The 25,968-nt window shown below is 41.4% G+C and carries 25 protein-coding genes and 3 pseudogenes; 17 read left to right on the forward strand and 11 right to left on the reverse strand.

The annotated features are described in order from the left end of the window. Positions 1 to 460 precede the first annotated feature (460 nt). Positions 461 to 2,299: a bifunctional serine/threonine-protein kinase/formylglycine-generating enzyme family protein gene (locus ANSO36C_RS21555; protein ID WP_251956168.1), complete on the forward strand. Its 1,839-nt coding sequence runs from the start codon at positions 461 to 463 to the stop codon at positions 2,297 to 2,299. Between the two features lie 27 nt (positions 2,300 to 2,326). Further along, positions 2,327 to 2,788 carry a hypothetical protein gene (locus tag ANSO36C_RS21560; protein ID WP_251956169.1) on the forward strand — a complete coding sequence of 154 codons (462 nt, stop codon included), beginning with the start codon at positions 2,327 to 2,329 and terminating at the stop codon, positions 2,786 to 2,788. 22 nt (positions 2,789 to 2,810) lie between these two features. Here the strand turns inward: ANSO36C_RS21560 and ANSO36C_RS21565 are convergent, their stop codons facing one another. Then, entirely contained in the window at positions 2,811 to 3,113 is a 303-nt protein-coding gene (locus tag ANSO36C_RS21565; RefSeq protein ID WP_251956170.1) for a hypothetical protein, read from the reverse strand. Between the two features lie 287 nt (positions 3,114 to 3,400). On the opposite strand from ANSO36C_RS21565, the gene ANSO36C_RS21570 reads away from it, so the two are divergent. Then, positions 3,401 to 4,075 (forward strand): hypothetical protein, encoded by a 675-nt coding sequence (locus ANSO36C_RS21570; protein WP_251956171.1) that lies wholly within the window; start codon positions 3,401 to 3,403, stop codon positions 4,073 to 4,075. Here the strand turns inward: ANSO36C_RS21570 and ANSO36C_RS21575 are convergent. The 3 genes from ANSO36C_RS21575 to sat all read right to left on the reverse strand — a co-directional run bounded on the left by ANSO36C_RS21575 (position 4,062) and on the right by sat (position 9,544). Then, positions 4,062 to 5,603: a phytoene desaturase family protein gene (locus tag ANSO36C_RS21575; protein WP_251956172.1), complete on the reverse strand. Its 1,542-nt coding sequence runs from the start codon at positions 5,601 to 5,603 to the stop codon at positions 4,062 to 4,064. The two genes, ANSO36C_RS21570 and ANSO36C_RS21575, sit on opposite strands and share 14 nt — an antisense overlap. 500 nt (positions 5,604 to 6,103) lie before the next feature. After that, complete coding sequence (locus ANSO36C_RS21580; RefSeq protein ID WP_251956173.1) at positions 6,104 to 8,221, reverse strand: caspase family protein; 2,118 nt, start codon at positions 8,219 to 8,221, stop codon at positions 6,104 to 6,106. A gap of 144 nt (positions 8,222 to 8,365) precedes the next feature. Beyond that, positions 8,366 to 9,544: a sulfate adenylyltransferase gene (sat, locus tag ANSO36C_RS21585; protein ID WP_251956174.1), complete on the reverse strand. Its 1,179-nt coding sequence runs from the start codon at positions 9,542 to 9,544 to the stop codon at positions 8,366 to 8,368. 162 nt (positions 9,545 to 9,706) lie between these two features. Here sat and ANSO36C_RS21590 point away from each other — a divergent pair, with 162 nt between their 5' ends. From ANSO36C_RS21590 to ANSO36C_RS21600, 3 genes are all read left to right on the forward strand, one after another. Beyond that, on the forward strand, positions 9,707 to 9,955 hold the full coding sequence (locus tag ANSO36C_RS21590) for a hypothetical protein (protein WP_251956175.1): 249 nt from the start codon (positions 9,707 to 9,709) through the stop codon (positions 9,953 to 9,955). Between the two features lie 124 nt (positions 9,956 to 10,079). Further along, positions 10,080 to 10,349, forward strand: coding sequence for a type II toxin-antitoxin system ParD family antitoxin (locus ANSO36C_RS21595; RefSeq protein WP_190896190.1), 270 nt, complete (start codon positions 10,080 to 10,082; stop codon positions 10,347 to 10,349). Next, a complete protein-coding gene (locus ANSO36C_RS21600) occupies positions 10,349 to 10,528 on the forward strand; it encodes a type II toxin-antitoxin system RelE/ParE family toxin (RefSeq protein ID WP_251956176.1) in 180 nt (59 codons plus the stop codon). Before ANSO36C_RS21595 ends, ANSO36C_RS21600 begins: the two co-directional genes overlap by 1 nt. A gap of 219 nt (positions 10,529 to 10,747) precedes the next feature. Here ANSO36C_RS21600 and ANSO36C_RS21605 read toward each other — a convergent pair whose 3' ends face one another. From ANSO36C_RS21605 to topA, 6 genes are all read right to left on the reverse strand, one after another. Further along, positions 10,748 to 10,966: a toxin-antitoxin system HicB family antitoxin gene (locus tag ANSO36C_RS21605; protein ID WP_251956177.1), complete on the reverse strand. Its 219-nt coding sequence runs from the start codon at positions 10,964 to 10,966 to the stop codon at positions 10,748 to 10,750. 65 nt (positions 10,967 to 11,031) lie between these two features. Beyond that, a complete protein-coding gene (locus tag ANSO36C_RS21610; RefSeq protein WP_251956178.1) occupies positions 11,032 to 13,743 on the reverse strand; it encodes an HD family phosphohydrolase in 2,712 nt (903 codons plus the stop codon). Positions 13,744 to 13,824: 81 nt separating this feature from the next. Continuing rightward, entirely contained in the window at positions 13,825 to 14,775 is a 951-nt protein-coding gene (locus ANSO36C_RS21615; protein WP_251956179.1) for an ADP-ribosylglycohydrolase family protein, read from the reverse strand. Between the two features lie 83 nt (positions 14,776 to 14,858). Continuing rightward, entirely contained in the window at positions 14,859 to 15,323 is a 465-nt protein-coding gene (gene aroQ, locus ANSO36C_RS21620) for a type II 3-dehydroquinate dehydratase (RefSeq protein WP_251956180.1), read from the reverse strand. Between the two features lie 7 nt (positions 15,324 to 15,330). Further along, the gene (locus ANSO36C_RS21625) at positions 15,331 to 15,471 is read right to left on the reverse strand and encodes a hypothetical protein (RefSeq protein ID WP_251956181.1); all 141 of its coding nucleotides are present in this window, start codon (positions 15,469 to 15,471) and stop codon (positions 15,331 to 15,333) included. Positions 15,472 to 15,723: 252 nt separating this feature from the next. Then, positions 15,724 to 18,375 carry a type I DNA topoisomerase gene (topA, locus tag ANSO36C_RS21630; protein ID WP_251956182.1) on the reverse strand — a complete coding sequence of 884 codons (2,652 nt, stop codon included), beginning with the start codon at positions 18,373 to 18,375 and terminating at the stop codon, positions 15,724 to 15,726. Positions 18,376 to 18,727: 352 nt separating this feature from the next. Between topA and ANSO36C_RS21635 the strand changes: the two genes are divergently transcribed. The 9 genes and pseudogenes from ANSO36C_RS21635 to ANSO36C_RS21675 all read left to right on the forward strand — a co-directional run bounded on the left by ANSO36C_RS21635 (position 18,728) and on the right by ANSO36C_RS21675 (position 23,630). Next, on the forward strand, positions 18,728 to 19,120 hold the full coding sequence (locus ANSO36C_RS21635) for a hypothetical protein (RefSeq protein WP_251956183.1): 393 nt from the start codon (positions 18,728 to 18,730) through the stop codon (positions 19,118 to 19,120). Then, positions 19,107 to 20,138: pseudogene (locus tag ANSO36C_RS21640) on the forward strand (DUF6745 domain-containing protein). Before ANSO36C_RS21635 ends, ANSO36C_RS21640 begins: the two are co-directional and overlap by 14 nt. 448 nt (positions 20,139 to 20,586) lie before the next feature. Continuing rightward, positions 20,587 to 21,720: pseudogene (bchB, locus tag ANSO36C_RS21645) on the forward strand (ferredoxin:protochlorophyllide reductase (ATP-dependent) subunit B); the annotation flags it as partial. Between the two features lie 69 nt (positions 21,721 to 21,789). Next, entirely contained in the window at positions 21,790 to 22,029 is a 240-nt protein-coding gene (locus ANSO36C_RS21650) for a hypothetical protein (protein WP_251960402.1), read from the forward strand. A 161-nt stretch (positions 22,030 to 22,190) separates the two neighbouring features. Further along, the gene (locus tag ANSO36C_RS21655; RefSeq protein WP_251956184.1) at positions 22,191 to 22,526 is read left to right on the forward strand and encodes a DUF6883 domain-containing protein; all 336 of its coding nucleotides are present in this window, start codon (positions 22,191 to 22,193) and stop codon (positions 22,524 to 22,526) included. Between the two features lie 3 nt (positions 22,527 to 22,529). Continuing rightward, positions 22,530 to 22,781, forward strand: a complete 252-nt coding sequence (locus tag ANSO36C_RS21660; RefSeq protein ID WP_251956185.1) for a DUF4926 domain-containing protein — start codon at positions 22,530 to 22,532, stop codon at positions 22,779 to 22,781. Continuing rightward, complete coding sequence (locus tag ANSO36C_RS21665; RefSeq protein ID WP_251956186.1) at positions 22,759 to 22,938, forward strand: hypothetical protein; 180 nt, start codon at positions 22,759 to 22,761, stop codon at positions 22,936 to 22,938. The genes ANSO36C_RS21660 and ANSO36C_RS21665 overlap by 23 nt, the downstream gene beginning before the upstream one ends. Before the next feature lie 29 nt (positions 22,939 to 22,967). After that, positions 22,968 to 23,135: a hypothetical protein gene (locus ANSO36C_RS21670; RefSeq protein WP_251956187.1), complete on the forward strand. Its 168-nt coding sequence runs from the start codon at positions 22,968 to 22,970 to the stop codon at positions 23,133 to 23,135. A 276-nt stretch (positions 23,136 to 23,411) separates the two neighbouring features. Next, complete coding sequence (locus ANSO36C_RS21675) at positions 23,412 to 23,630, forward strand: hypothetical protein (RefSeq protein WP_251956188.1); 219 nt, start codon at positions 23,412 to 23,414, stop codon at positions 23,628 to 23,630. A gap of 52 nt (positions 23,631 to 23,682) precedes the next feature. Here the strand turns inward: ANSO36C_RS21675 and ANSO36C_RS21680 are convergent, their stop codons facing one another. Beyond that, on the reverse strand, positions 23,683 to 24,990 hold the full coding sequence (locus ANSO36C_RS21680; protein WP_251956189.1) for a tetratricopeptide repeat protein: 1,308 nt from the start codon (positions 24,988 to 24,990) through the stop codon (positions 23,683 to 23,685). A gap of 356 nt (positions 24,991 to 25,346) precedes the next feature. Between ANSO36C_RS21680 and ANSO36C_RS34365 the strand changes: the two genes are divergently transcribed. Together ANSO36C_RS34365 and ANSO36C_RS35000 are read left to right on the forward strand one after the other, a co-directional pair. Further along, positions 25,347 to 25,448, forward strand: a complete 102-nt coding sequence (locus ANSO36C_RS34365) for a type II toxin-antitoxin system Phd/YefM family antitoxin (protein WP_323374474.1) — start codon at positions 25,347 to 25,349, stop codon at positions 25,446 to 25,448. A gap of 169 nt (positions 25,449 to 25,617) precedes the next feature. After that, positions 25,618 to 25,920 (forward strand): annotated as a pseudogene (locus ANSO36C_RS35000) (Txe/YoeB family addiction module toxin). Positions 25,921 to 25,968 lie beyond the last annotated feature (48 nt).

Below are 25,968 nucleotides of genomic sequence, written 5' to 3' on the forward strand. Positions count from 1 at the left end.
CCCTGCCTCAAGGATAAATTTCTTAACTGAACTGTATTAGTTTATAACGCACCCTAAGAAACTACTAAAAGAGTTGAAACCTATTCTGTAACTCTCATAAACTTTGGATTCTTTAATTGGTTCTTTACGAACTTTTTTAGATAATGAACAACCGCTATATTAAATGTGGTGTGCATTACGTCAAGCTAAGATACTGATATTAGTTTTATTCAGAATTTCAATGCTCTGATGTAACTGTATTTAATTTTTAATTGTTAATCATTCTTATATTCTCATGTAAAAGATAGTTTTAAGCAAATACCCTTGAGTTAGTTAATACTGCCTAATCCTCCTTAAAAAGGAAGGGATTAGAGCAATCTTAAACACATAAATAAACTTCCGTGTTCGCTTCTCTACATAACTGTTTTCAATTAGATAATATTGGGGCTAACTTTGGAGAAGATGCTATTTCCCCCTCATTATGCAAATCTGCCAAAATCCCAATTGCTCAAATCCATTCAACTCTGATAGCAATAGATTTTGCGTGAGTTGCGGACAAAGTAACTTTGGCAAACTTCTAAGAAACCGTTACCGCGTATTAAGACTTTTAGGTGAAGGTGGATTTAGTAGAACCTATGCTACAGAAGATGTAGACAGACTAAACGCGCCTTGTGTCATCAAGCAATTTTTTCCCCAGTTTCAGGGAACAGGACAACGCACCAAAGCAGCAGAATTTTTTAAAGAAGAGGCTTTTCGTTTGTATGAACTGGGAGAAAATCATACGCAAATTCCCAGATTACTAGCTTATTTTGAACAAGGTGCTAGCTTATATCTCGTACAAGAATTTATTCAAGGAAAAACCCTCTTACAAGAAGTTCAGCAACAAATCTATAGTGAAGCACAAATTTGGGAACTTTTAGCTGATTTATTGCCAGTTCTGGAATTCATTCATGCCCATAACGTAATTCATCGGGATATCAAACCAGAAAATATTATCCGCCGTGCAAGTGATAAAAAACCTGTATTAATTGACTTTGGCGGTGCTAAACAGGTAACACAAACCAGTTTAGGAAGACAAGCTACAGTAATTTATACCCTTGGTTATGCCCCAACTGAACAAATGGCTGGATTTGCTTGTCACGGTAGTGATTTGTATGCTTTGGGTGTAACTTGTGTACGTCTTTTAACTCGATGTTTGCCTTTGCAGGATGCTTCTGGACAAGTTAATGATCCTATTTATGATGCCATGAATGCTAAGTGGTTGTGGCGTGAGCGTTTACAACAACAAGCTATTACTATCAGCGACGAATTAGGAAAAATTTTAGATAAATTACTAAAACATCTACCGAGTGAAAGATATCAAACAGCAGTCGAAGTTATTAATGATTTGAAATTTGCAACATTCAACATTGAACCTGTTGCCTTAAAAATTGTTTCGATGTCCCAACCCATATTACCGCCGATACCACAAAAAGTAATCGTACCATTACCCCCGTTAGAAACTTTTGAATTTGACGTAGTGACAGTAGACACAGGTGGTAGGGAAGTAAACCGCATGAGTTGTAATGCCAACTTCTTTGCCGAAGAATTGGGTAAGTCTGTCACATTAGAAATGGTATCAATTCCTGGCGGTACTTATATGATGGGTTCACCGGAGTTTGAAGGGGATGCTGACGAACGTCCTCAACATCAAGTTAGCGTCGAACCATTTTTTATGGGGAAATTTCCCGTAACTCAAGCACAGTGGAGAGTAGTAGCAGCTTTACCTAAAATAAAACAAGCTTTAAATCCTAATCCATCGAAATTTAAAGGTTTAGATAGACCAGTAGAAAATGTATCTTGGTATGAGGCTGTAGAATTCTGTCTCAGACTATCAGAAAAAACTGGACGCGACTATCGTTTACCAAGTGAGGCTGAGTGGGAATACGCTTGTCGTGCTGGAACTACAACATCCTTTCACTTTGGCGAAACCATTACCTCTGAGTTAGTCAGCTGCACTATGGAACCAAAAAGCAAATTCCGTAAAGAAACAACAAACGTCGGTAGTTTTGAAGTCGCCAACACTTTTGGATTGTACGATATGCACGGGCTAGTTTGGGAATGGTGTGCTGACTCGTGGCACAACAATTACAACGATGCACCCTCAGATGGAACAGCTTGGGAAGCTGGCGGTGATATTAATCGCCGGGTGCTACGGGGTGGTTCTTGGAGTTTCAACGCAGAACTGTGTCGCAGCGCTAGCCGTAGCTGGAATGAATCAGACGGTGGACTTAGGGTTTGTGGCTTTAGAGTAGTATTTTCGGTAGAGGAGATTATTTAACAATTTAATTGAGAGGTTGTAGAAATTATGAACAACAGAATTGAGAAAGGTGACATAGTATTTATAAATAAAAGTGGAAAATATCACCAGCAAGTGGGTGAAGTTAGCGAGATAGATTACAATATTTTTTTTGTTAAAATAGTGATGGTAAAGCTAGGTAATCTAGAAGAAACCTTTGAAGAAAAAGATTTACAATTACAAACTAAAAAGCCGAACCTACAAGAAGTGATTGCATCAGTAGACAAAATTTTAGAACAAGTTGCTCAAATTCCCAATTTGCCGACGAAAGAGCAAGTAGAGTTACCCAACCGTCTGAAATATCTTAAATTAGATATTCCTAAATTAGATAAACAGTTAATTCAAAAAAATTTTGACAGTATAGATAAAATACTCATAGAAATAAGAGAAGCAGACTCATCAGCTAGCTTTTGGCAGGAAATAAATCCTAATTTGGAGAAAATAAGCTGGTGGATTAGAACAAGTCTATGAACAGAAGTAATACCATTTCACTTTAATAATGATACGAATATGCTGGTAAGGGCTTGTCTTTGCCCATTAGTGTCAAATTAAGCTCAAATCCCTTTGAAACCTCGTTTCCAGCCTCTGGGCTGGAAATGATGCTCTTGGGGCTGCTGCCGCTAGCAAGGGAGGCGGCAGCCCCAAAGATGGCATTCCCAGTCTCCGACTGGGAACGAGATTGTCTCTCGTGTTTTGCTTCACCTCTTAATCTAAATTTGTCAATAAATAGAGGTAAAACATAAGTTTCATCTCTATTTATTGGTAAGTTCAAGGCTAAATAATCGTAACTGGACATAATTAAACGTAACTATATTTTTATCATTTGTTGTCTCTAATGCCTTATATCTTATACTTTGTGCTTTATTTTAAGCAGTGTCATTTATTTGTAACTACCTAATTTAATTTACGTTTGTAACTGCATAGCTTAAATTTCAACATCAATGTTATGGTTGATTTATATCAAGATTAAAAAATAGTTTTTCATTTATAAAAGTAGATTTTTAGCGGTAATGCTAAAGATTTTACATTAATAAAAAGCATTTTATTAGATAAAATAAATTATAAATATCATCAGGAGTATATATGCATTTTCCTCAGTTTGCAGGAATTCTCGGTTGTACGACAACTGCTTTTATATTAATTGCACCCATACAAGTAGAAGCTGCAACTTTTAAGGTGATATCTGGAGTCACCAGCATTGATCGCGATCACGAAGATATTCTGAGAAATATTGGGTTAACCTTGACAGGCACTAATCAGACAGTCGCACCAATTCCCAGCAATTATTTAGTTGGCTTCAATATCGACTCAGCCACCAACTTCACATTCACTAACGAGGGTGGTTTCACTCCGCTCTCAGGTACAATCGAGCATACTGGTACTGTTACCTTTAACGATCAAATTACTGTTGGTGACTTTTCAATTGGTTTTGCTTCAGGACGTACCGTTAAAGATACTAGCGGATTTGTTTTAAGAGACACATTTTCTTTAAATACAATTTTGTTTGATTTAAGTCTTCCGGAACCTGTAGCATTTGATGGTCAAACTTTAACCATCCCTGATGTTAGATTGTTGATTTCTCCAGAGTTTGCAAATATACTAGGCGATCCTGACTTAACAGGTTTGTTTGCTGGAACTGCACGAGTTGATGCTCAAGTTGCTGCCGTACCCGAACCTGACAGTGTACTGGCAGTTTTGGCAGTGGGTGCGGCTCTCTTGGCAACTAGATTTTATACTCAAAAAATTAAATGCACTTAATATCCTGAAGCATTGCTAAATGCTTATTAACAGGTGCAAGTGTATTGGCAGCAATCAGCCCACTTGCGGCAACTGCTGGTAAACCAATGCCGGGAAATGTCGAGTCTCCGCAACACATCAATCCTGTTAGAGGTGTGCTAGGGCCAGGAAACATACCACTTCCAGCCTGAATTGCTGGGCCGTAGGAACCTTGATGACGACGGAGATAACGCTCGTGGGTTAGAGGTGTACCAACAAGTGTGACTTCGCAACGAGAGCGGATATCTGGAATGACCCGTTCTAAAGCTTGCCACATTACTTCTGCACGCGATCGCTTTTGTTCGGCATATTCCTGGTTCCTTCTATCCATTCCCTGCCAGATAGAGTATGGCTCATTACCAGGAGTATACACATGAATCACATGCTTTCCTGGTGGCGCTAAGGATGGATCGAGAATTGAAGGAATTGATATCACCACAACATTCTGAGGTGCTGTTATGCCCAATTCCCAGTTATTAACTACGATGTAATGACAGCGCAAATTTGGCTGTAATCCTTGAGCATCAATACCTAAATGTAGATGCATGAAACTATCACACTCAGGTGTTGCTTGTCGCTGGCTGCGGTACTGTTGGGGTATTGCCTTTTCTGGTAGTAACTTCAGTGTGTCCCAAACCGATGCATTAGATATAACTGCCCGACGCGCCCGAATTTCTTGGCGATCGCGCAGACGCACACCCACGGCACGATTACCTTCTACCAACACTTGCTCCACATGAGCGCCCAATATCAGCTTCCCTCCGTGACGCTCCAATCCTTGTACAAGGGTGTCAACTAAAGCACCACTCCCACCAATGGGATATTCAAGTACTGCATCTGGTCGATACCAGTCGGCAAACATAAATGCTACTTCTGCGGCACTAGTGCCATCTGCGGGCAGTCCAGAAAGCAGAAAACACAACAAATTCAGCCAATTTCGGGTAAATGGATCTTTAACAACGCCATCCATAATCCGGCTGAAGGGGCCCGTCAACTTGATGACATCTGGCAAGTTTTTTGCCAGAGATAGGGCAAACGGGGCTACAGTTCTAACTGCACCCAAATCAAAGCGTAATGCGGCTGGTGGTATAGAAATTGCTGCACCAGCGAATGGTTCCATAACGCGCTGGAGTTCTTGCCATTCGACAACAGCATTATGACCACGAAATTTCATCAAAACTTCAGAAAATTGCTCGGAACCAACCGACGTATCAAAATCACCTTCTGGCAGACAACAACCCCAAGTATCGTAGGTTACGCATGGTAATTCAGAACCAATTGCATCTAATACTTGTTTTAGGGGGTTGGTGGAGGGGCTATAAGATAGTCCAGAGTAGAGGGATGGGCCTGAGTCAAATTTGAAACCGTTGCGCTCAAAACTGTGGGCAGCACCACCAGGGATGGAGTGACTTTCACAAACCATCACATCAAAGCCGTATCGTGCCAAAAGAGCGGCACAACTTAAACCGCCAATACCGCTACCAATGACAACTATATCTGTGTTTTGCATATCCCCTATGTTTGCAACCAGTCGTCTTTTTATCTTAATAAAAAGTTACTCTAGCGGCTTGTTGACAAACTGACTAGAAGCGAATTCCCGTTGAGAATCTCCTAATATTTTCAGGGACTTCTCAGTAATTGTATTAATATTATTTGTTCGCTAAGTACAGCATTTCATTAATTTGTAGAGAATTAAACTTGACAATACCCGACAATGTTAATGCATTGGCTTGCATTGTTAATGCATTGGCTTGTGCATTGGCTTGCATTTTTAGGGACTTCCAAATAAAAAAATATTCCAAAACTGACACAAAAATCCTCTTAATCTCTCCTCTCTCTGTTTTCTCTGCGTCTCTGTGGTTCGTTTTTTGGGATAATTTATTCCTTGGAAATCCCTTAATGCATCGGCTTGCATTGTTAATGCATCGGCTCGCATTAAAAACGCTACGCTTTTACCCTTAAAATAGGGATACAGTCCCTGACTACAAACCTTTAATTATTCACGCCCACTTACACCACTTGAAAACTAAAGCTAAAACTTGCCCAATTATTCACATCCAAGATATATGAGTCGGCTGCTGTGCCGTTCGTCTCCGTTTTGAGATGCAAGTCTTGTAGCAAGGCTTGTGCAACGTCTAAGGGATTGAATAATGCGCTAATCGGGCGTTGTTCGGCTGTGGAATACTTAATAGTACTCAAGGCGGCGAGAGTTTCGCTAAAGGGGGCAGTACTAAAAATTAGTTGTTGTTCGCAAAAGCTAGCTAGCCCTGAAATCACCCATTCGGAAGCACCATTAGTTTGGGGTAAGGTGAGGGTTTCACCTGGGGCGATGACAACCTCTTTTAAGAGGGGTTTGGTATCGGCAGTGTTTGGTTCTTGAGGGGTTTCCCAAGGATAGAAGGCAACTGCTGTATGATTATTGTTTAATCCCAGCAAGATTAAATATACTGGGCGATCGCTCTGGTTTTCCACTCGATATTGCATTCGACTACCAATAGGCACAATCGGAGTGGGGAGAGATGCAATTAATCGCTTCTGTACTGATGTTTTAACCGAGGTTTCAGTTTTAAAAGCTCGCACTGTTTCGCGCTGCATGACGATGCGAGGTGAACTGTCACTAATTATTTCTAAGGTTGCCTTGAGAGGCAAGCGGGAAGAACCTTGATTTTCGGTGAGTCGCCATAACTTTGCTGCTAGCAAGATTGATAATTGTGGCGATAACCTTTGCGCTGTTAATTTTACTGCTTCTCCTACTTCCCCCATAGTATTGGGAATTATTTCGCCACCAATAGAAAATAGACCATAACGGCTGGGTGTTTGCTGTAGCTTCGCAAATAGATAATCAGCTGGTTTTTCTCCTGCTACTACGGTGGATACATGGGAAAATCCAGCGAAGGCACTTGTAGCATCTACCCGCTCAATTCTTTCCAATCCAGTATCCAAAGCTATGGTTAAATTAATATTTCGAGGTAAAACCCGGACTGCTTCTTGGACGAGTTGCCCGACTTGTAGGGGATTTGCACCTTGAATTTTGAAAATTTGCGCTTTTGCAGTTAACCCAGTCCGCGATCGCAATATTAATTCTTCTGTTGTTGCCAAGGTTAATCGAGAATTCACTCCATAGTATAGCAGTACTTGTGCAGGTAATCCTGCCAACCACAGATGGACTGTTTTACCATCCTCTTCAATAGCTGTCACCACGCCTTCTGCACCAATGATACCGTCTGGCTGTAGAGACGTTAGATTTTGATTTTTCTGACTACTTAATAATGCTGGTTGCTGTTTGCTACCCAATTGGGATAAAGAATTTTCTACATGGGAGAAGGCAACTTGAATTGTGGTGGCTGGGGTGAATTCCCACAAATACTGTGTTAAGGCGTAAGTAAATAACCCAGCAGTAAAACCAGAAAAGAATCCTTCCTTTGCTGTCTGATTTGGTTCTGAGGTAGCTGCTAAAACAATCGGAGTGCTGGATAACTTCTGAGTTTTAAGTTGTTTGAGAAAGTCGAGTTCTTCTAGTGCCAGCTTTCCTACTGATTCCTGAAGGGCGCGAATTTTTAATCCTAAGACTGTATTAGGAGCGTAATAGCTAGTATCCAATACTGCTGTTACTCGATTTGTGGGGAGCGATCGCAATAATAGCAGTAGAGTTTCTTCTAATATATAGTTGACTAGTTTCTCATTTTGTGAATACTGACCCACATTAGCTGCCACCAGAGCATTTTGTCCTGTATCTAGTGATGTTTCCAATTTGACACGGCTGCCATAGCCGCTAAAGTGAAAGACTACCACATCACCAGGTTTAGCTTGCTTACCCAGGTGATCCAAAAAAGCTGCCTCAATGAATTCCCTACTAGCTTGTTCCTCAGTTAAGGTTAAAATATCTGACCCTTGGAAACCAAAGCGATGCATCAAAAGTTCTCTTTGTAATTCCACATCCGTCAGGCAACCACTGAGGGCTGGGATTTGTGGGTATTGGTTAATACCTATTAACAGTGCCAACTTGCGCGGATTGGGTTCTGCCAAAGCCTGATAATAGCGATTTCCCAAAGACAACCACTCAGCTTCAGTTACCCCCAATACCGCGAGTATTGAGCCAATTCTATGTAAAAACGTGCGCCGTTCCATAATTAGCCATCAGCCCTCAGCCATTAGTTAGCAGCTTACAGGGCTGAACTCTGTATTGTAAAGTTACAAAATGGGAGGAGTGGGGAGTGGGGGAAGAATAACTATTAATTATTTACCAATGCCCAATGCCCAATGCCCAATGCCCTAAACCGATACTTCTATCCGCATTGCCCGTGCCAACTCAGCCGCCACCTCTGGACGGGAAAACTCTGGTGGGGGTAATTCACCGCGCCGCAGCATTTCCCGGACTTTTGTTCCCGATAAATGAATGCGTTCTTCTGGCCTGCTGGGACTGGTTTTAGATGTTGCCATCTGTTTAGTGCGCGTGCAGTAAAAAGCGTGTTCAAATTTCATCGGCACAATGCCCAATTCACTTGGGGCAAATTCATCAAAGATGTATTGAGCGTCGTAAGTGCCGTAATAGTCACCAACGCCAGCATGATCTCGTCCGACGATAAAGTGAGTACAGCCGTAGTTTTTGCGGATTAAAGCATGGAATATTGCCTCACGAGGCCCAGCATAGCGCATTGCGGCTGGATTAATTGCCAAACTTACCCGGTCTAAGGGGTAGTAGTGTTCCAGCAAAATTTCATAGCAACGCATCCGCACATCAGCAGCGATATCGTCTTCTTTTGTCGCCCCGACTAACGGGTGCAAAAATAGACCATCAACGATTTCTAAAGCGCACTTTTGAATATATTCATGGGCGCGGTGGATGGGGTTGCGAGTTTGAAAGCCAACAATGGTTTTCCAACCCTTGTCTCTAAATAGTTGCCGTGAGGCAGCTGGATCAATTTGGTAACTGGGAAACTGGGGATGAGGTTCGCGTTGCAACAACCAAATATCACCCGCCAGATGTACATTACCTTGGTTATAGAGTACCTGCACGCCGGGATGTTTAGCATCATCAGTGCGGTAGACATTTATGGCTTCGCGGGTTTTGTCGTAGTTATATTTTTGCGTCAGTTGCAAAACTCCAATAAATTCGCCTCTGGAGTTATCCAGACGGATTAAGCCGCCTTCTGGCAATGGGGAAGCTACTTCTTCACTGACCGATAGTGTAATCGGGATTGACCACACAAGACCGTTAGCTAGTCGCATTTCTGTAACAGTGCGATCGTAGTCTTCCTGGTTCATAAAACCCGTGAGTGGACTAAAAGCACCGATCGCAATCATTTCTACATCAGAAACGGCGCGATCGTTTAGTTGCACTCGCGGCAAAAAGTCAGCTTTTGAGAGAAACTCTGCTCTTTCTTCTGGTGTGGCGATACGGTTAACCAACTGTCCACCGTGCGGGGCTATGGCATCTGGATTGTGACTCAACGTAATCCCCTCTCTGCTTTTAATGTTATTGTTTCAGATTATGTACTAACTTATCAAATGCTGGTACTGAGAAAAAAATAGTTTAGGGAATGAAGGAAAGTTTTTACAACTAGCCTGTAGGTAATCTGATTAGGTTACGTTAAAGCTAATCCAGCCTCAATTGTGACATCAAAAACAACTCTTGATGCATACGTTGCGATCGCAGTTACAGAACTATGGATTTACGATAGTAAAAAGCTGAGGATTTATCTACTTAGGGATGAACATTACATCGAATCTGATCACAGCCCTAACTTTCCAAATCTCCCTCTAACTCAAATTATTGCCGCTACAGTTGAACGAGCTTGGCAAGTAGGAACTGTACAAGCTTTGAAAGAGTTTGAAGGAACATTAGAGAGAAGTAGTTTTTGAGAGAAAGCACGTAAACCTAGCCCACCGCAGGTATCGCTTTCGTTAGTTGAGCTTAGTATGGCAATAAATGGCATAAATTGGCATAAACTAATATTATGAAGGAAAAATTAGGGAAGTTATGCCAGTGAAAAGTATAAATATATCTCTCCCTGATGCGATGCGGACTTACATAGAAGAGAAAGTGGCAACTGGTGGTTACAGCAGCGTCAGTGAATATTTTCGTGAGTTAGTGCGCCAAGACCAAAAGCGTCAAGCGGCTGAACGTTTGGAAACGATGCTTTTAGAAGGTCTAAATTCTGGGAATGCAACTGAGATGACTCCTGACGATTGGGAAGACATCCGCCAAGCTGTGCGGGAAAGAATCGCCAAGCATAAAGGGTCAAACCAAGGTTAATGAGCGACGTAAGCAAACGACCGCAAGTAATCCGCGACTTGATAGAATTAGCGACTTATATTGCAGAAGATAATTTGGAAGCTTCAGATCGGTTTCTTAGAGCAGCAGAAATAACTTTCAAACAACTGGGTAAAATGCCAGAAATGGGAAACCTTGTCAATTTTCTCATCCCAATTTAGCTGGTGTTCGACAGCAAGCAATAAAAGGATTTAAAAAGTATCTTGTTTTTTATCTTCCTTCAGATTCCGGTATAGAAATTCTTAGAGTCATTTATGGCGGACGAGATATTGAAACAATCTTAAATGAAGATTTAGGAGAGAATGACTTGGAATAATAATTACGAGTATTTTAATACATCACTTTTAGGATAAGCGATCGCACTACAAGCTCTCTTATTTCTATTCTGTCAAAGCGTCAAGTTTTGCCAGTATTTTTAAGCCTTCTTCTGGGTTGCCAGTTGCAGCCATTGCTTTAAATCTGGTACTGGCATCAAATTCTGCTAGAGCTATGGTGGAAAGTTCTTCAATCAGCTTATTTACACTGATTCCTTTAGCTTGAGCAAGTTCTTTTAATCTGTTGTGTTTTTCGTCTGGTAAACGAATAGTTAAAGTAGCCATTTTTGTTTAACTCCTAATAATTTCTTCGGGTTTTAAGATTGATAAGTTAGGAAATAACAATCAGATTACGAATTCCGCACAGTGTTACTAGCTTTCAACTTAGGATAAGCAATCCGTTTGTGATGAAATTGCTGCCAAACATCCACAAATATCTGGGCAATTTTTGATATTTCTTCTCGTGTTAATCCTGAATCTACGAGCTGATTGTCTTGCCATTTAGAACGCAGGATATTATTTAACATTGCTAAAGCTTGCTCAGTGGAGACATCTTTGAGTGATGGCTTTTTTCCCAGAGGTTTCGCCGATGCTTCGAGCGATCGCAGCGCTGCTTCGCAAGAATCTGCTAACATAACAATCCCGGTTTCGCGTGATTGGGGAATTGGGCCATCGTAGCGAAAATCTGCATCGTCTACTGTTAAACTTGGATCTTCTTGAGCCATTTGCTGGGCTTGATGATGAAAATAGGCAATCAGCATCGTTCCCTGATGCTCTGGAATAAAAGCTTGAATCGCTGTCGGCAAAAGGTGTTTACGCGCCATCACCAATCCTTCAGTTACGTGCTTTTTGATAATTTCTGCACTCTTCCAAGGATCTTTAACCTCTGTATCATGTTTATTCGGCCCCCCCATTTGATTTTCAATAAATCCAAGGGGATCGTGCATTTTGCCAATATCGTGATATAATGTTCCAGCCCTGACCAACTCAACATTGCATCCTAATTCTTTGGCAGCAGCTTCGGCAAGGGTAGCGACAAACAGCGTGTGTTGAAAAGTTCCGGGAGTCTCAGTAGCAAGTCGTTTTAACAAAGGGCGGTTAGGGTTCGCCAACTCCGCTAAACGGATGGGAGTAACTAAATCAAAAACTTTTTCTAGATAAGGACTCAACCCTAAAGCTACAACACTCCAGCCTAAGCCGGATAAAGCAAACAATCCGGCTTCTCGGAGAACGATATACCAAGTTGAACCAAATGCTTGACCAATTAAGATTTTAACAACCAGATAAATACTACCCTGAGTTAAAGCGATCGCCACACCCAATAATGCCAATTCCTCACGCGATCGCAATCGTTGCGCTATGTAACTACCTAATATTCCTCCCCCGGCACCAGCTAAAAGCGCAGCCTTGCTTATATCCAAGCTAATAGCTAATATCGGCAACAGCAGTCCGACAACTGTTAACCCCAAAGTGGGGCCATAAAAGCTTCCCAACAATAAACCAAGGGCACTCCAGGTGGTATAAGGTAATCCGATCACAATCACTCCTGGCACACTCAGAGTTAGCAATAACACCAATAGGCGATCGCGTTGTCGCAATTCGTAATCTACATGCCGTTCTACCCAGACAACAATGCCAATAGCGATCGCAATAATACCTGTTAACTTGCCTAACTCGTGCCATTTTACCTCCCGGCGAACCAGGCGATAATGCTCTAGCACCTCAAAATTCCATGCAGTAATCTGCACTCCTCTTTTGACAATCACCTCACCACGTCGTAGCTTCATCATCACGGGTGGCACACCAGCAGCGGCCTTTTGAGCGTTTTCTCTGGTTTGTTCTTCATCTTTTTGCAGATTCGGCTTGAGTACAGCTAACAACAGGTTCTTTGCCAAAGCTTTGGCGGATTCTGGTACAAAGGTCTGCAATTGTAAACTCACCGCATCTTGTAAAATATTTTTTGGCAGTCCTTGTGGGATGCCTTGGGTGAGAATCCGCTCTGCACTCTCATGGATTCCCATTTGTGTTTTGTCCCATTCCACATCTGACAAATCCAAGAAAGGAGATTCCTCGTATATTGCTTCTGGAATAACAGTCTCTAACTGTAAAAGTTTGGCATTAGCTTGGGTGTATCTTTGGCGTGTTTGAAAAATTTGGGCAATCAGTGAGGATAAGCTTTTATCAGAACTAGTGATGCGGTAAGATTCTAGTTGTGCTACGGCTTGAGTAAAGTCAGTGTTTTGAGAAAAATCAACAGGGTTTGTCTTCTGTGGCGTTGTTGTACGCGGTTGGCGTTCCTGATTGGGTGCAGCTATAGATGATGGGCGTGATGAGGCGGCGGTTTGTCTTTTTTGTTGATTTTTACTATTTTCTATAGTCAATAGCACTGCTTGCCATTCTGATTCAGGACAAGAGCGGAGATAACGTTGGGTAGAGATGGACAAAATTACAGGATCAAAAAAAGGAAAAGCTCCAGCAACGGTGCGAATTTCGTCGCCATCATCCAGAAGTTTTTGCAAATTTTCCTTAATTTGTTCGTTCATTCGCGCATCAAGCATCAGCACTTGTAAGGAGCTTGTACTAACAGCTTTGCGCTCGGCTTCTGTTTTTTTCTGATCTTCGATACTAGCTGCGTAAGGCGCTGTAATTGTCTGGGGTGCAGGATTTCCTACTTGAAGTTGCGTCTGGTTGTATAATTTATGTCCAATAACGGCAGTGAGGGATACTAGAGCGATCGCTAAAATTACCAAAGAACGCTGTTCATGCACCCAATCTAAACAGACTGCATAAATAGTACTTTTAGTTTTGACCGATTTTGTTTTTGACTGGAGCGCTATTTCTTGTTTTCGGCGATGCCTACGGCGAGCTACGTCTACGCTTTTATCGTTGGTTTTTGATAAAAATAAGATTATATTTTTCTGGACAGTGCTTAGAAGTTCCCTTCTATGGCTTTTGCTTTTGGGACTTCTCATTAACTTTCCCTTACGGCGTAGTCCTTTGTACTGTCGCCGCCAGTTAGTCAATTGCTGGGTTAAGAACTGCAAAAATTGCTGCATTTTCATTATCTCTGCCTGCAATTGCTGACTTTGATACCTCAAAAAAAGACTGCAACTACGGTGGCAAGCGCTAATTACGAATTATTCTTAACGCGACCGAATAACGCGAGGAGCTGCATAAACTGAAAGCGGAGCCTCTTCACATCCCTCCTCTGTGAACTCCTTTGCATTTAAGGTAAGATTATACACTCCTGACCACACCGCCACAAATGCATCGGTCAATTCTAACATTTGGGAAAAAGTAGTTAGTCCCCATCCTGGAGAATTCTTCTGCAAGAGCAAGACTTGCCAATTTACAGGAATTCCACTTGTACCGTTATATGCTCCTGATAAAGCACCAGTAATTGCACCTGTAGCTTGGGAGGTTAGAGACGTACCATTTTGCACTTGAGAATTATCATTGTAAGTAGCCTGCAAAACTGCAAGGCGAAAGTCCTCCAAAGTACTCAAAAAGCAATAAAATGCAATCGCAATAGTGTTACTGAGTTTTTCTTCCCTGGCAAACTCAGCCTGCGCCGTTGACAATCCAGCTCCTTGCTCTAATAAATTCTGGACTCTTAATAATTTTTTTGGTATTGATGTCGGTGTTTCTCCGAGAAAAGCGATTGTTTGCGGGATGAGGGTTAAAGGGTTGAGTTTTTCAGTTAAGGCAAGAGCGATCGCATATCCTACTGCTAGTGTTCCATCCCGTACTACTGGGTCATCTTCCCAGATTTTTACCACACGCAGCAAGCTTTGTCGCAGCTTAATTGGACTTTCGTGAAAAAAGAGTGTTACTGGTAGCGTAGCAATAATTATTTTTATAGATATTGAGATGTTATCAGTTGCTGCGAAATGAGCCGATTCTTCTTGCTGACGCTCTATCCAATCATCTAAATCTAATCTACCCAAGGCAATGAAACTCTGGATACCCAGAACCGCCATATTGCCCAAATCTAGGCAACTGTGAAATTGTATTTCACCACCAGAAGTTAAACTTTCCCCCAGGAATGCTCCGAGTAAAGTACCTTTAAAGCGATTTATAGGAGAGTGACGCATAAATTATGTATGTAGTTAAAAGTGAGGACTTAATCAAAGATTGCTAATTCCTAACTTTACTACCAACTACCAATTCCTAATTTCTAACTCCTAATCCTTAAATGATCTACCAAAGCTTGTAAACCCAACAAGTAACTTTGAACGCCAAAACCACTTATTTGCCCGATCGCTACTGGAGAAATATACGAATGATGGCGAAAATCTTCCCGGCGGTAGATGTTACTTAAATGTACTTCTACTGTAGGCAAATTAACAGCCGCGATCGCATCTCGCAATGCCACACTTGTGTGGGTATACGCGCCTGCATTAATCAGAATTCCCTGATGTTGCCCTAATGCGCCATGAATATTATCTACCAAAGTTCCTTCATGATTTGACTGCACAGGAAAAATTTTCGCCTGTAATTTGAATGCTTGTTCTTCTAACAGGCGGTTAATTTCAGCTAGTGTCAACGAACCATAAATTTCGGGTTCTCTTTGTCCTAGCAAATTTAAGTTTGGCCCATGCAGTGCCAGAATGCTTAAGGGTTGCCAAGTCGAGTTCAGCACTTGGGGATTAGTGCCGACGGCGTGAGCGATCGTTCACAGGAATCGGAATCAGTTCCGGTTCCGGTTCAGCCTCTGGCCCTAACAGGCTATCAATTAGCCTACGAGCTAATTCCTTAAGCTTTTCCAGCACCTTTTCTATATAGTCCATGAACAGACCGCTCCTGAGATACTACCTCAATTTTTGATTAACAGGTACGCATAAAATGGCATATTTTCGCACCTCTGGCTTCCAATCGGGCTGATACACAATCCCGTATTTGGGACATAAGCCACTTCTAAAATTTGGCGTTGTGTTTTCCCTTACCTTTTAGACTATCATACATTGCAATCTATCGAACTGCATCCTATCAAGGATGAGTCTTAAGGGTCAAGAGTCATACTTTGGACTCTTGACTTGCAACTAGGTTTCTGTAGCTTTTTTTTTCGCAGCAGTCGTTGATGATTTAGCAGTTGACTTAGATTTGGAACTCGTTGATTTACTCGTTTTGCGAGTCGATTTCCCGGTTGATGCCTTAGCTGCCAACAAGTTCAGCGCCTCAGCCAGCGTTATATTTTCCACCGTTTGACCTTCTGGGATACTTACATTAGTTTTGCCATGCTTAATGTAAGGGCCATAAGGGCCATCGTAGATGTTAATTGCTTCCCCGTCCTCTGGATGCGTACCCAATTCGCGCAAAGCTGCCTTAGACTTACTGTTGGTGGAACTGCGTCCCTTTTTTGGTTCAGCCAACAATTCCAACGCACGTTCTGGGGTAATTGTCAATACATTGTCAGCAGCTTTTAGGGAGCGGTAATCTTTTCCCTCCTTACCCTGGTCATGAACCACATAAGGCCCAAAGCGTCCTAAACTTGCTTGGATTTTGCCGCCAGTAACTGGGTGAACTCCCAATGTTCGGGGTAGCGCCAACAGACCAACAGCCATTTCCAGGGTAACGGTTTCTGGGGTGACACCTTTGAGTAGGGAGGCTTGTTTCGGTTTGGGGTTTTCGTCGGTTTTATCACCCAATTGAACATAAGGCCCGTAAGCACCAATTTTCACATAAATCGGTTCGCCAGTTTCGGGATGCCGACCTACCTGGTCAGGGCCAGTGATTTTTTGCCGCAGCAGCACTTCTACCTGTTTGGGGTCGAGGTCAGCTGGTGTCAAGTCTTTGGGAATTGAGGCGGTGATCACCCCCTCACCATTCACAACCTCAATGTAGGGGCCATATTTTCCAATGCGGACTTTGGCATCTAGATTCTCTAGTTCTACAGTCCTAGCTTTGGTGGCATCAATTTGACTTTCCCTTTCTCTAACTAAGGTTTCCAGCCCTTTTTCTCCTAAATAAAATTGCTGCAAGTAGGGCAACCATTTCGCTTCACCCGTAGCAATGTCATCAAGGGTTTGCTCCATTTTCGAGGTGAAACTAGGATCAACGATGTCTGGGAAATGTTTTTCCAGCAAGTCGGTGACGGCGAAAGCAGTGAAAGTGGGAATGAGAGCGTTACTTACCAAATGGGCGTAACCCTTGTCGATAATTGTGCCAATGATGCTGGCGTAGGTACTGGGACGACCGATACCTTCGCTTTCTAAGGTTTTCACCAAAGTTGCTTCGGTGTATCTAGCTGGCGGTTGAGTTTCGTGCCCAACGGCTTCTAACTCTGTACAATTCGGATGATCTCCCACTTTCAGATTCGGCAAAATTACTTCCTGATCTTCCAGTGCTGCTTCCGGGTCGTCTGAACCTTCGACGTAGGCGCGTAAGTATCCTGGAAATTCAATCCTTTTGCCAGAAGAACGGAATCCAGCATCCTCAACTTGCAACTGCACGGTAATTTGAGTTTGGCGAGAATCAGCCATTTGACAGGCGACAGTCCGCTTCCAAATCAAATCGTAAACGGCAAGTTCTCGACCACCCAAAGCAGTTTCTTGGGGCGTGCGGAAGCTGCTACCTGCTGGACGAATTGCTTCGTGCGCTTCTTGTGCGCCTTTAGATTTGGTGGTGTATTGCCGGGGTTGGGGACTGAGGTATTGTTGACCGTAAAGCTTTTCTACACAACTTCGAGCAGCTGCGATCGCTTGATCTGACAAATGTACAGAATCTGTCCGCATATAGGTAATATACCCTTGCTCGTACAAATTCTGGGCAACCCGCATTGTGTCACGGGCTGAGAGGCGCAATTTTCGGTTAGATTCTTGTTGCAGTGTTGAGGTGGTGAACGGTGGCGCAGGTTTGCGCGTTACTGGGCGTTCCTCCATGTCGCTAACACTCCAGGTTTTACCAGTTAGGCGTTCCTTGAGCGCTACAGCTTGGTCTTCATTGAGCAACAAGACATTGCGACCTGCGGTAATTTGTCCGGTGGTTGCGTCAAAATCGCTACCGTTAGCGATTTTGGTTCCTGCCAATGTTACCAACTGGGAAGCAAAGGGGGTTTTTTCCTTTGACAAACTAGCTTTCAAATCCCAGTATGTACCCTCATGGAAAGCGCGGCGTTGGCGTTCCCTAGTCACTAAAACTCGCACAGCTACAGATTGCACTCGCCCAGCAGATAATCCCCAGGCGATTTTTTTCCATAGCAAGGGAGACAGGGTATAGCCTACCAATCGATCTAAAATCCGCCGGGTTTCTTGGGCGCGAACCAACTGCTCATCAATTTGACGGCAGTCTTTCAGAGCTTTTTTGATCGCCTCTTGGGTAATTTCGTGAAACACCATCCGCTTAGTCGGAACTTTCGGCTTCAGCAGTTGGTATAAATGCCAACTAATGCTTTCACCTTCCCGGTCTTCGTCCGTTGCCAGAATCAGTTCATCTACATCTTTTAGGGCTTCTTTAAGCTGGGTGACAATTTTCTTTTTGTCTTTCGGGACAACATATACCGGTTCAAAGTCGGCGTCCACATTTACCCCTAGCTGCGCCCATGTTTCCCCCTTGACGGCAGCAGGAATTTCACTAGCCGACTGGGGTAAGTCACGCACATGACCCATAGACGCTTCCACCCGATAGCCTGCTGGCAGGTAGTTGCGAATGGTACGAGCTTTGGTTGGAGATTCGACGATGACGAGAGTTGACATGGAAATTTCAATAAAAAGAAGAGCTACTAAGCTAAACAGTCAAATTGAGGTAATTTTTGCAAATTGTCAAGATAAAAGGTCGCGCTTAGGGCGGTGATTTAATCCTCACATAAACTGTCTGCTTGGGATAAAATTCGCTGAACTTATGGCCTAGTCTATCCCAGAGGTTAGAGGAAGGAAACGCTGGGTGTGAATTTCCAGCTATTTCAATCTTTAACTTATCTAACGCATAATTGGCGACTACAGTTTTCAAAATATCATTGAGCATGGGGCATGGGGCATAGGGCATTAGGGCATGGGAGATGAGGAAGTAGGGGAAAGAAGGGAAGAATAACTATTTATTAATTGACCAATGCCCAATCCCCACTTTCTAAGAGCTTGTGCCAAGATTAAACCAAACTTGAGAGCAAAAGCGAAGTTGGGTTTGCACCCATGTCAGGAAAGCAAAATTATGAAACCAATCCGTCAAGGTGATGTAATTTTACTGCCTGTGCAGCAAATTGAAGGACAAAAAATACCTCACTTAACTTTGGCAGAAGGCGAATTTACGGGGCATAAGCATCGCATTACAGAGGGAGACGCAGAATTATACGATAAAGATAGCACACTCTACTTGCGTGTCTTTTCAGAGTCGGCATTGCTTGCCCATGAGGAGCATAAAGCTATTTCTATTCCCCAAGGTGACTCGATGGTGAAAATTCAGCGAGAATACGAGCCTGAAGGTTGGCGTTATGTCGCTGATTGAAAAGTTAACGCCTGAGCAAGAGGCTTTGATTCCAGTTTATCGGGAAAAGTGGAGAGCGATCGCGCTTTCGACTGAGCGAATTGATCGTGAAAAAGCGGCGGAAGCGGTAAAAGCTGGGTATATAGCGATTCGTAAACAAGAGCCTGAAATTATATTTTGTGATAGTCCGTATGCTGGTCTAGAAATTGTTATTCACAAGCAACTAAAACACCTATTGAACAGCGAATTTTATAACCAACTTTTGTACAAATTTACAAATGAATTAGGTAGCCAAGTTGAATGGCAGCTAAATAACCAACTCCAGCTGCAACTACTTGCCGTGCTACCATATTTAACTATACTAGAAGACATATTGAGAGATGAATTAAAAACTCAACTTCAACTCATAACAAATCTTCCTAGTCTTTGGTTTAAAACTCATTTATATTCAAGCGTGTGCAGTTGGGTAGATTTTTATATTTCGGTCTTAAATTGCTCTTACAACCAAATAAAATGGCAAGCTTTGCAGTCGCTATTAGGGTATTGTAGCTGGATTTTGCCTTATGAAAAAATTTGTATAGTATGCGATCGCCCCCTTCACCTGCGCTTTGACAATGAAAACCGCCTCCACGCTGAAGGCGAACCTGCCATTGAATTTATTGATGGATATAGCCTCTACTCCTACCACGGTGTAACCTTACCTGAAAAATACGGTAAAATTCACCCGCAACAATGGCAATCTCAATGGCTTTTGACAGAGGAAAACGCCGAACTACGCCGAGTGTTAATTCAGGGTATTGGTTACGCCCGAATTTGCCAAGAACTACAAGCTATTGAATTAGATATTTAGCAAGAATATACTCTATTAAAAATTGATGCTGATGTTGATGAAGAATCAATTCATTTATTAAAAATGACTTGCCCTAGCACAAGCTTTATTCACGCCTTGCGAGTTCTACCGAATATGAACTCAGCGCGTGAAGCAATTCGCTGGGTAAATTGGGGTGTAGATCCAGAAGAATTTGGTTTGCAAACATAATTGCTAAATGATGGAATATTTTGGTAATTATTTTTTAAGTATCTTAATACACTATGAAATGCGTAATATAGCCTAAATAACTACTGCATCGCCCCAAATTGAAAACTAATTTGCTGAAAAATTAAGATTTATTTAAATAAAACAGCAGGCATATTGTGAAAGCCAAGAGCTACACCCTAACCAGTTAAAAGGTTTGAGCGATGCCTACGCCCATGCACTCCAGATAAAACCCTTACAACTCTTCACTTCTTTAGGTCTACAAGTTTTGAGACAATCAGAAACGATTTAATAATAATCAAGCACCTATAGTCCACTTTTATCGGACTCCGTGTTATTTCTGTTGAAAAGGGAGAACACAAACATGAAATTGGCTTACTGGATGTATGCTGGCCCAGCCCACATCGGCACTCTGCGAATCGCTAGCTCTTTTAAAAATGTTCATGCGATTATGCATGCCCCCATTGGCGATGACTACTTTAACGTCATGCGCTCCATGCTATCGCGGGAGAGAGATTTTACTCCGGTAACAACCAGTGTCGTCGATCGCAACGTTTTGGCACGCGGCTCCCAAGAGAAGGTAGTAGATAACATCGTCCGCAAGGATGCCGAGGAACATCCAGATTTGATTGTGTTAACTCCCACCTGCACCTCCAGCATTTTGCAAGAGGATTTGCACAACTTTGTCGAACGGGCGCAGTTGGAAGCGAAAGGAGATGTAATGCTGGCGGATGTGAACCACTACCGCTACAACGAACTGCAAGCAGCCGATCGCACTTTGGATCAAATCGTCCAATATTACATTGAAAAAGCCCGGAAGCGGGGCGAATTGGCACAGGGCAAAACAGCAAAGCCCTCAGTGAACATTATCGGTACTACCACCCTCGGTTTCCACAATAATCACGACTGCACCGAACTGAAACGGCTGATGGCTGACTTGGGAATTGAGGTAAATACCTTAATTCCCGAAGGTGCTTCGGTGAATGACTTGAAGAAGATGCCCAAAGCCTGGTTTAACCTAGTGCCTTACCGCGAACTCGGTTTGACTACAGCTCGTTACCTGGAAGAATCAATTTGGCACACCTTATATAGACATTACTCCAATGGGTGTAGTGGAAACTGCCCGTTGTTATTCGCAAGATTCAGCAGGTAATTAATGCATCAAGGTGCAGAAGTTGACTACGAAAACTTCATCAATGAGCAAACCCTGTATGTATCTCAAGCTGCTTGGTTCTCCCGTTCGATTGACTGTCAAAACTTGACTGGCAAAAAAGCTGTGGTATTTGGTGACAACACCCACGCCGCCGCCATTACCAAGATTCTGGCGCGAGAAATGGGGATTCATGTTGTTTGGGCTGGAACCTACTGCAAATATGATGCAGACTGGTTCCGTGAACAGGTGAGCGAGTATTGCGATGAAGTGCTAATTTCCGAAGATCATGGTGAAATTGGGGATGCGATCGCTCGTGTCGAACCCTCTGCCATTTTCGGAACCCAAATGGAACGCCACGTTGGTAAACGTTTGGATATTCCCTGCGGCGTAATTGCTGCACCAATCCACGTGCAAAACTTCCCCATTGGTTACAAACCATTTATGGGTTACGAAGGCACGAATCAGATTACAGATTTGATCTACAATTCCTTCACTTTGGGAATGGAAGATCACCTATTAGAAATCTTCGGTGGTCATGATACTAAAGAAGTTATTACGAGGGGAATTTCTGCTGATTCTGATTTGAATTGGACAAAAGATGGTCAAGCAGAATTGAATAAGATTCCTGGATTTGTGCGCGGTAAAGTGAAGCGTAATACTGAAAAATTTGCCCGCGATCGTGGTTTCAAAGAAATCAACGCTGAGGTATTGTACGCCGCCAAGGAAGCAGTCGGGGCTTAGATTAGCGGTTAATCGAGAAGATTGAGGGGTGAGGAGTTATGTATACTCTTTACCCCATTTTTTGCTTTAGTGATAAAAATTAAATTATCAGATATTATGGATTTAATATTAATTTTTATATGTTTTTTCAATAACTATTTAAAATAACCAAATTAAATATAATGAAAATACCATCAGGTTTAGTAATTCAAGATGAAAAAATCACTAAATACTTACTTGTTTATCAACCTAAAAGTGATAAATCAAAATATCTAGCTTTAGCAGGATATAATCTTGAGAACTGGGAACTTCTTAAGAACGATATAATGAATGCTGTAGAAGGTTCTGAAATTGCAAAAGTTACCCCTAGTGATTGGGGGACTCAGTTTGAAGTGAAAAGTGAGTGGACTGGGCCGAATGGTCAATTAATTAAGGTAATTACTATCTGGCAACAAGATGAAGAAACAGAATTTGTTAGATTTATAACACTATATCCTGATAAATCACAGGAGACTTAAACGATGACAGCAGCTAGTTTATTTCAGTGGGTAGAACTGAAGCACAATGTTCCTAATAGTCCTGTAAAAGCTGGCGATAGAGGGGTTGTGTTGGATCATCTGCGTCCTACTAAAACTCAGCAAGAGCCAGGATATATTTTAGAAATATTTAAAGACAGTGAAACTCTAGATGTTGTTTCTGTGCCTATTTCCTGGGTCAATCCTCTACCTGAAACCTGGGGAAGTATTGAACATGATACAAAACAGACAGTTTAAAGCAGAAAAAATCAAACTCATGCCTGACTATGGATGCTATCCTCTATGGTGGGTGAGTTCTGATAAAATTGGCAACATTGACCCAGAGACATTGCCATTAAGTCAAAAAACAATCAAACGTCTGAAAAATGGGAAGAAATTTACAATGCAACATTAAATTGGCAAGATCCTGCTAATTCACCAGATTTGAGTGCAGAGGCTGAAGCGGCTTTTGAAGAAGAAGGAATCAGCCTATGGAAGCAACTGCAAACAGAACTTGCACCTAATTATCAAGTTGTTTATTTCAGTGAGCTATTAGGCAAAGTTTTAACTCATCCTAGTGAATTAGAAGTTTTACCTGCTATTAAACAATGATTCCAACTAACAGAATATAAATCTAGTGCAGCATTAAGAAATTTAATTGCGATCGCGGTTTCAAAGAAATTAATGCTGAGGTATTGTACGCCGCGAAGGAAGCTGTCGGGTCTTAGATTAGCGGGTTAGCTTATATTGCTTTATAAACAGTGAGGAGTAAAAAATACTCCTCACTGTTTATAAAGCATTATTTTAATTCACAAATAATTTTACATATACTTAATAGACGAAATATGTATAATAAAAGTTGATACCTTATACCTTATTTCTACATTTATGAAGTTTATTCAAGTTGGTGATCGGCTTATTAACTTAAGTGCCATAGCAATTATTGAGCTTTCTGAAGATAAGATTACTATGCTATTAACAAATTCTACTCAAGAGCGTCTTGAGTTTTCTGGGCAAATAGCCCAAGATATCAAAGATTACTTTAATAATCAAAAATTAGTGGATATAGTACCACCACCACCAAGACCACCTCTAGAAGCAGTATAAAAATTGGTATTATGACTAAATTATCTACATTGATACAGAAACAACACTTTAATCAACAATTGTAAAGATAATCCTCTGGATTGCTGAGGTCATCCACATAGCCGTAATCCATAGATGTATCATAAGCTTCTTCAGGAAAATAGCCTTGGTTATAAGAATTATCAATTTTCTCAGTATTAAAAACATTTCTTTCTGATAAATATTTATTATCAGGTTTAGATTTATCAGAATGTTGTTTAAATTCTTGATTAGGAACAGAATTCAAATTTTCTAATATAGCTTTTGCTAAATTTCTGTTATAGTTTTTTGGATCTCTATTAGCAATTTCCTGAATTATTGTAAATGCATATTTAGGTAGGTTAATTAGAGAAAGAGCCTTTAAAGCGTATTGCCTAACCTGTGGTGCAGGGTAAGTTAGATTATCTAATAAAAGACGAATAGCTAAAGCGGGAATATTTTTGTAACTATTGGCAAGTTTGTGTATAGCGGAAGCAGCTAATCTTTTTTCGTCATAGGAGCTTTTTTTAGATAGATATGGAATAAGATAAGAAATTGCTTCTTCTCGATTTGATTCACCTAACTCAAATGGAGTCCATTTAGCCAGTTTATCAGGTTGGTTATTTTCACAAAAAAGTTTTGCAGATGTTTGAAAATCTTTGATAGCTTCTTCCTTCTTTTTTAATTGATAGTAACTCTTTCCTCGACTGTAGTATGCTGCAACTAAGTTAGGATTAATCTGTAATGCTTGGTTAAATTCTTTAATTGCTTCTTGATACTCTCCAAAGTGTAAACTAACTCTTCCACGCTGATAATGTTGAGTAGCGTTATTAGATTGTAGAGGTAAAACTGTACTATCTACTCCTAAGAAATATTGACGTATCTTTTCTAGCTGACGTTTAGCATTTAAATATTTAGGAGTTATATAGAGCGCCTGTTTTAAGTCTTCAACTGCACCATCATAATTGCCTATTTCAGCTTTAGTTATTCCTCTATAGTAATAAGTATGGGCATTATTAGGATTAAGACTTAATGCTTCATTCCAAGCCATAATTGCCCCTTGCTGATCTCCTCGCTGACGACAGTCAACCCCTAAGTTAAAGTAATTAATAAATGTTTTAATAGCAGTATTTTGCTGACACGGACTCTTTTTTTTTGGAAATTTATCAACCTCTTTTTTATCAACTGAATTTATTGATTCCTCACATTCATCTTCATCTATAAAGTCAAGTCCATCAGAATCATAAGAATCATAATATGAATTATCTATAAGCTCTGATAAATCATCACCATGACCGCCACTCAGATAATGAGAACTAATTCCATTAATTCTGCCTTGCATTGCAACACCCTCTAAACTCATACTTCAATCGTATGTTTTAGATCGACGAGTCACCTCAGAAAATCTTCGGTTAACACTACAATAAATAAGTTAGTCCATCTCGATGTATCTACGAGAGTAAGAGTGCTGGTGCTATTGAGTTTGTCACAGCACTTATCAAATGATTGCAGCAGCAATAACGTTATTCTAAATTCTTTAGTTAGACTTAAAGCATAACCCCTATTTTTCAGAATAGACTTTTTTATCAGTTTTGAATTAAGTATGACTTGACAGATGATTTTAGTTACTTTTATTACATTGCTGAAAGAACGCTTACGCCTCCAACCAGTCAAGCTATTATGTACTGTAAAGCCTACAGCATTAGGAAATTTCCCACCATGTCCAAGCAGACAAACTTGACTGATGCTCGTAACAACCTAGCCGAACTCTGCGATCAAGTAGTTGCAGATAGAGAAGTGGTAATTATCACTCGACAATAAGGGGAAAACGTCGCCCTAATTGCTGTTGATGAACTAAATAGTTTACTAGAAACATCTCATTTACTTCGTTCACCTAAAAATGCAGTCCGTCTGTTAACTGCTTTGGAAAGAGCAAAAGCTAGAACTTTAAAACCTCAAAATATTAACGAATTACGTCAGGAGTTGGGATTTGACGAAGAAGAAGAAGGATAAAACCTAACCCCAAGAAAATAAACTTCGAGATGCTGTATTTCATCCAGAATTTCGGGAAGACCTTGCATATTGGGTAGAAAAAAACCGCAAAACTGCGCTTCGCGCTTTTAACTTGGTTGAAGCGATTATGCGATATCCTTTTACAGGTATTGGCAAACCTGAACCATTGAAATATTTAGATTCAGATGCTTGGTCGCGCCGACTTACTCAAGAACATCGAATTGTTTATTTAGTAAGTGATGACCGAATTGATTTTCTTCAAGCTCGATATCACTACTGAAATAGCACATAGCTAAAGGGAACTATGCGTCTACGATTCTTGACAAAG

The organism is Nostoc cf. commune SO-36 (assembly GCF_023734775.1).
GTDB lineage: Bacteria > Cyanobacteriota > Cyanobacteriia > Cyanobacteriales > Nostocaceae > Nostoc > Nostoc commune_A.

Coding starts and splice junctions, on each gene's coding strand:
- ANSO36C_RS21675 (WP_251956188.1), top strand. CDS start 23,412: ATGAAGTTTATTCAAGTTGGTGATCGGCTTATTAACTTAAGTGCCATA.
- topA (WP_251956182.1), bottom strand. CDS start 18,375: ATGTCAACTCTCGTCATCGTCGAATCTCCAACCAAAGCTCGTACCATT.
- ANSO36C_RS21660 (WP_251956185.1), top strand. CDS start 22,530: ATGACAGCAGCTAGTTTATTTCAGTGGGTAGAACTGAAGCACAATGTT.
- ANSO36C_RS21615 (WP_251956179.1), bottom strand. CDS start 14,775: ATGCGTCACTCTCCTATAAATCGCTTTAAAGGTACTTTACTCGGAGCA.
- ANSO36C_RS21555 (WP_251956168.1), top strand. CDS start 461: ATGCAAATCTGCCAAAATCCCAATTGCTCAAATCCATTCAACTCTGAT.
- ANSO36C_RS21655 (WP_251956184.1), top strand. CDS start 22,191: ATGAAAATACCATCAGGTTTAGTAATTCAAGATGAAAAAATCACTAAA.
- ANSO36C_RS21605 (WP_251956177.1), bottom strand. CDS start 10,966: ATGGCTACTTTAACTATTCGTTTACCAGACGAAAAACACAACAGATTA.
- ANSO36C_RS21650 (WP_251960402.1), top strand. CDS start 21,790: ATGGAAGATCACCTATTAGAAATCTTCGGTGGTCATGATACTAAAGAA.
- ANSO36C_RS21575 (WP_251956172.1), bottom strand. CDS start 5,603: ATGCAAAACACAGATATAGTTGTCATTGGTAGCGGTATTGGCGGTTTA.
- ANSO36C_RS21665 (WP_251956186.1), top strand. CDS start 22,759: ATGATACAAAACAGACAGTTTAAAGCAGAAAAAATCAAACTCATGCCT.
- ANSO36C_RS21680 (WP_251956189.1), bottom strand. CDS start 24,990: ATGAGTTTAGAGGGTGTTGCAATGCAAGGCAGAATTAATGGAATTAGT.
- ANSO36C_RS21625 (WP_251956181.1), bottom strand. CDS start 15,471: ATGGACTATATAGAAAAGGTGCTGGAAAAGCTTAAGGAATTAGCTCGT.
- ANSO36C_RS21580 (WP_251956173.1), bottom strand. CDS start 8,221: ATGGAACGGCGCACGTTTTTACATAGAATTGGCTCAATACTCGCGGTA.
- ANSO36C_RS21570 (WP_251956171.1), top strand. CDS start 3,401: ATGCATTTTCCTCAGTTTGCAGGAATTCTCGGTTGTACGACAACTGCT.
- ANSO36C_RS21600 (WP_251956176.1), top strand. CDS start 10,349: ATGAGCGACGTAAGCAAACGACCGCAAGTAATCCGCGACTTGATAGAA.
- ANSO36C_RS21565 (WP_251956170.1), bottom strand. CDS start 3,113: ATGTCCAGTTACGATTATTTAGCCTTGAACTTACCAATAAATAGAGAT.
- ANSO36C_RS21635 (WP_251956183.1), top strand. CDS start 18,728: ATGCCCAATCCCCACTTTCTAAGAGCTTGTGCCAAGATTAAACCAAAC.
- ANSO36C_RS21560 (WP_251956169.1), top strand. CDS start 2,327: ATGAACAACAGAATTGAGAAAGGTGACATAGTATTTATAAATAAAAGT.
- ANSO36C_RS34365 (WP_323374474.1), top strand. CDS start 25,347: ATGTCCAAGCAGACAAACTTGACTGATGCTCGTAACAACCTAGCCGAA.
- ANSO36C_RS21610 (WP_251956178.1), bottom strand. CDS start 13,743: ATGAAAATGCAGCAATTTTTGCAGTTCTTAACCCAGCAATTGACTAAC.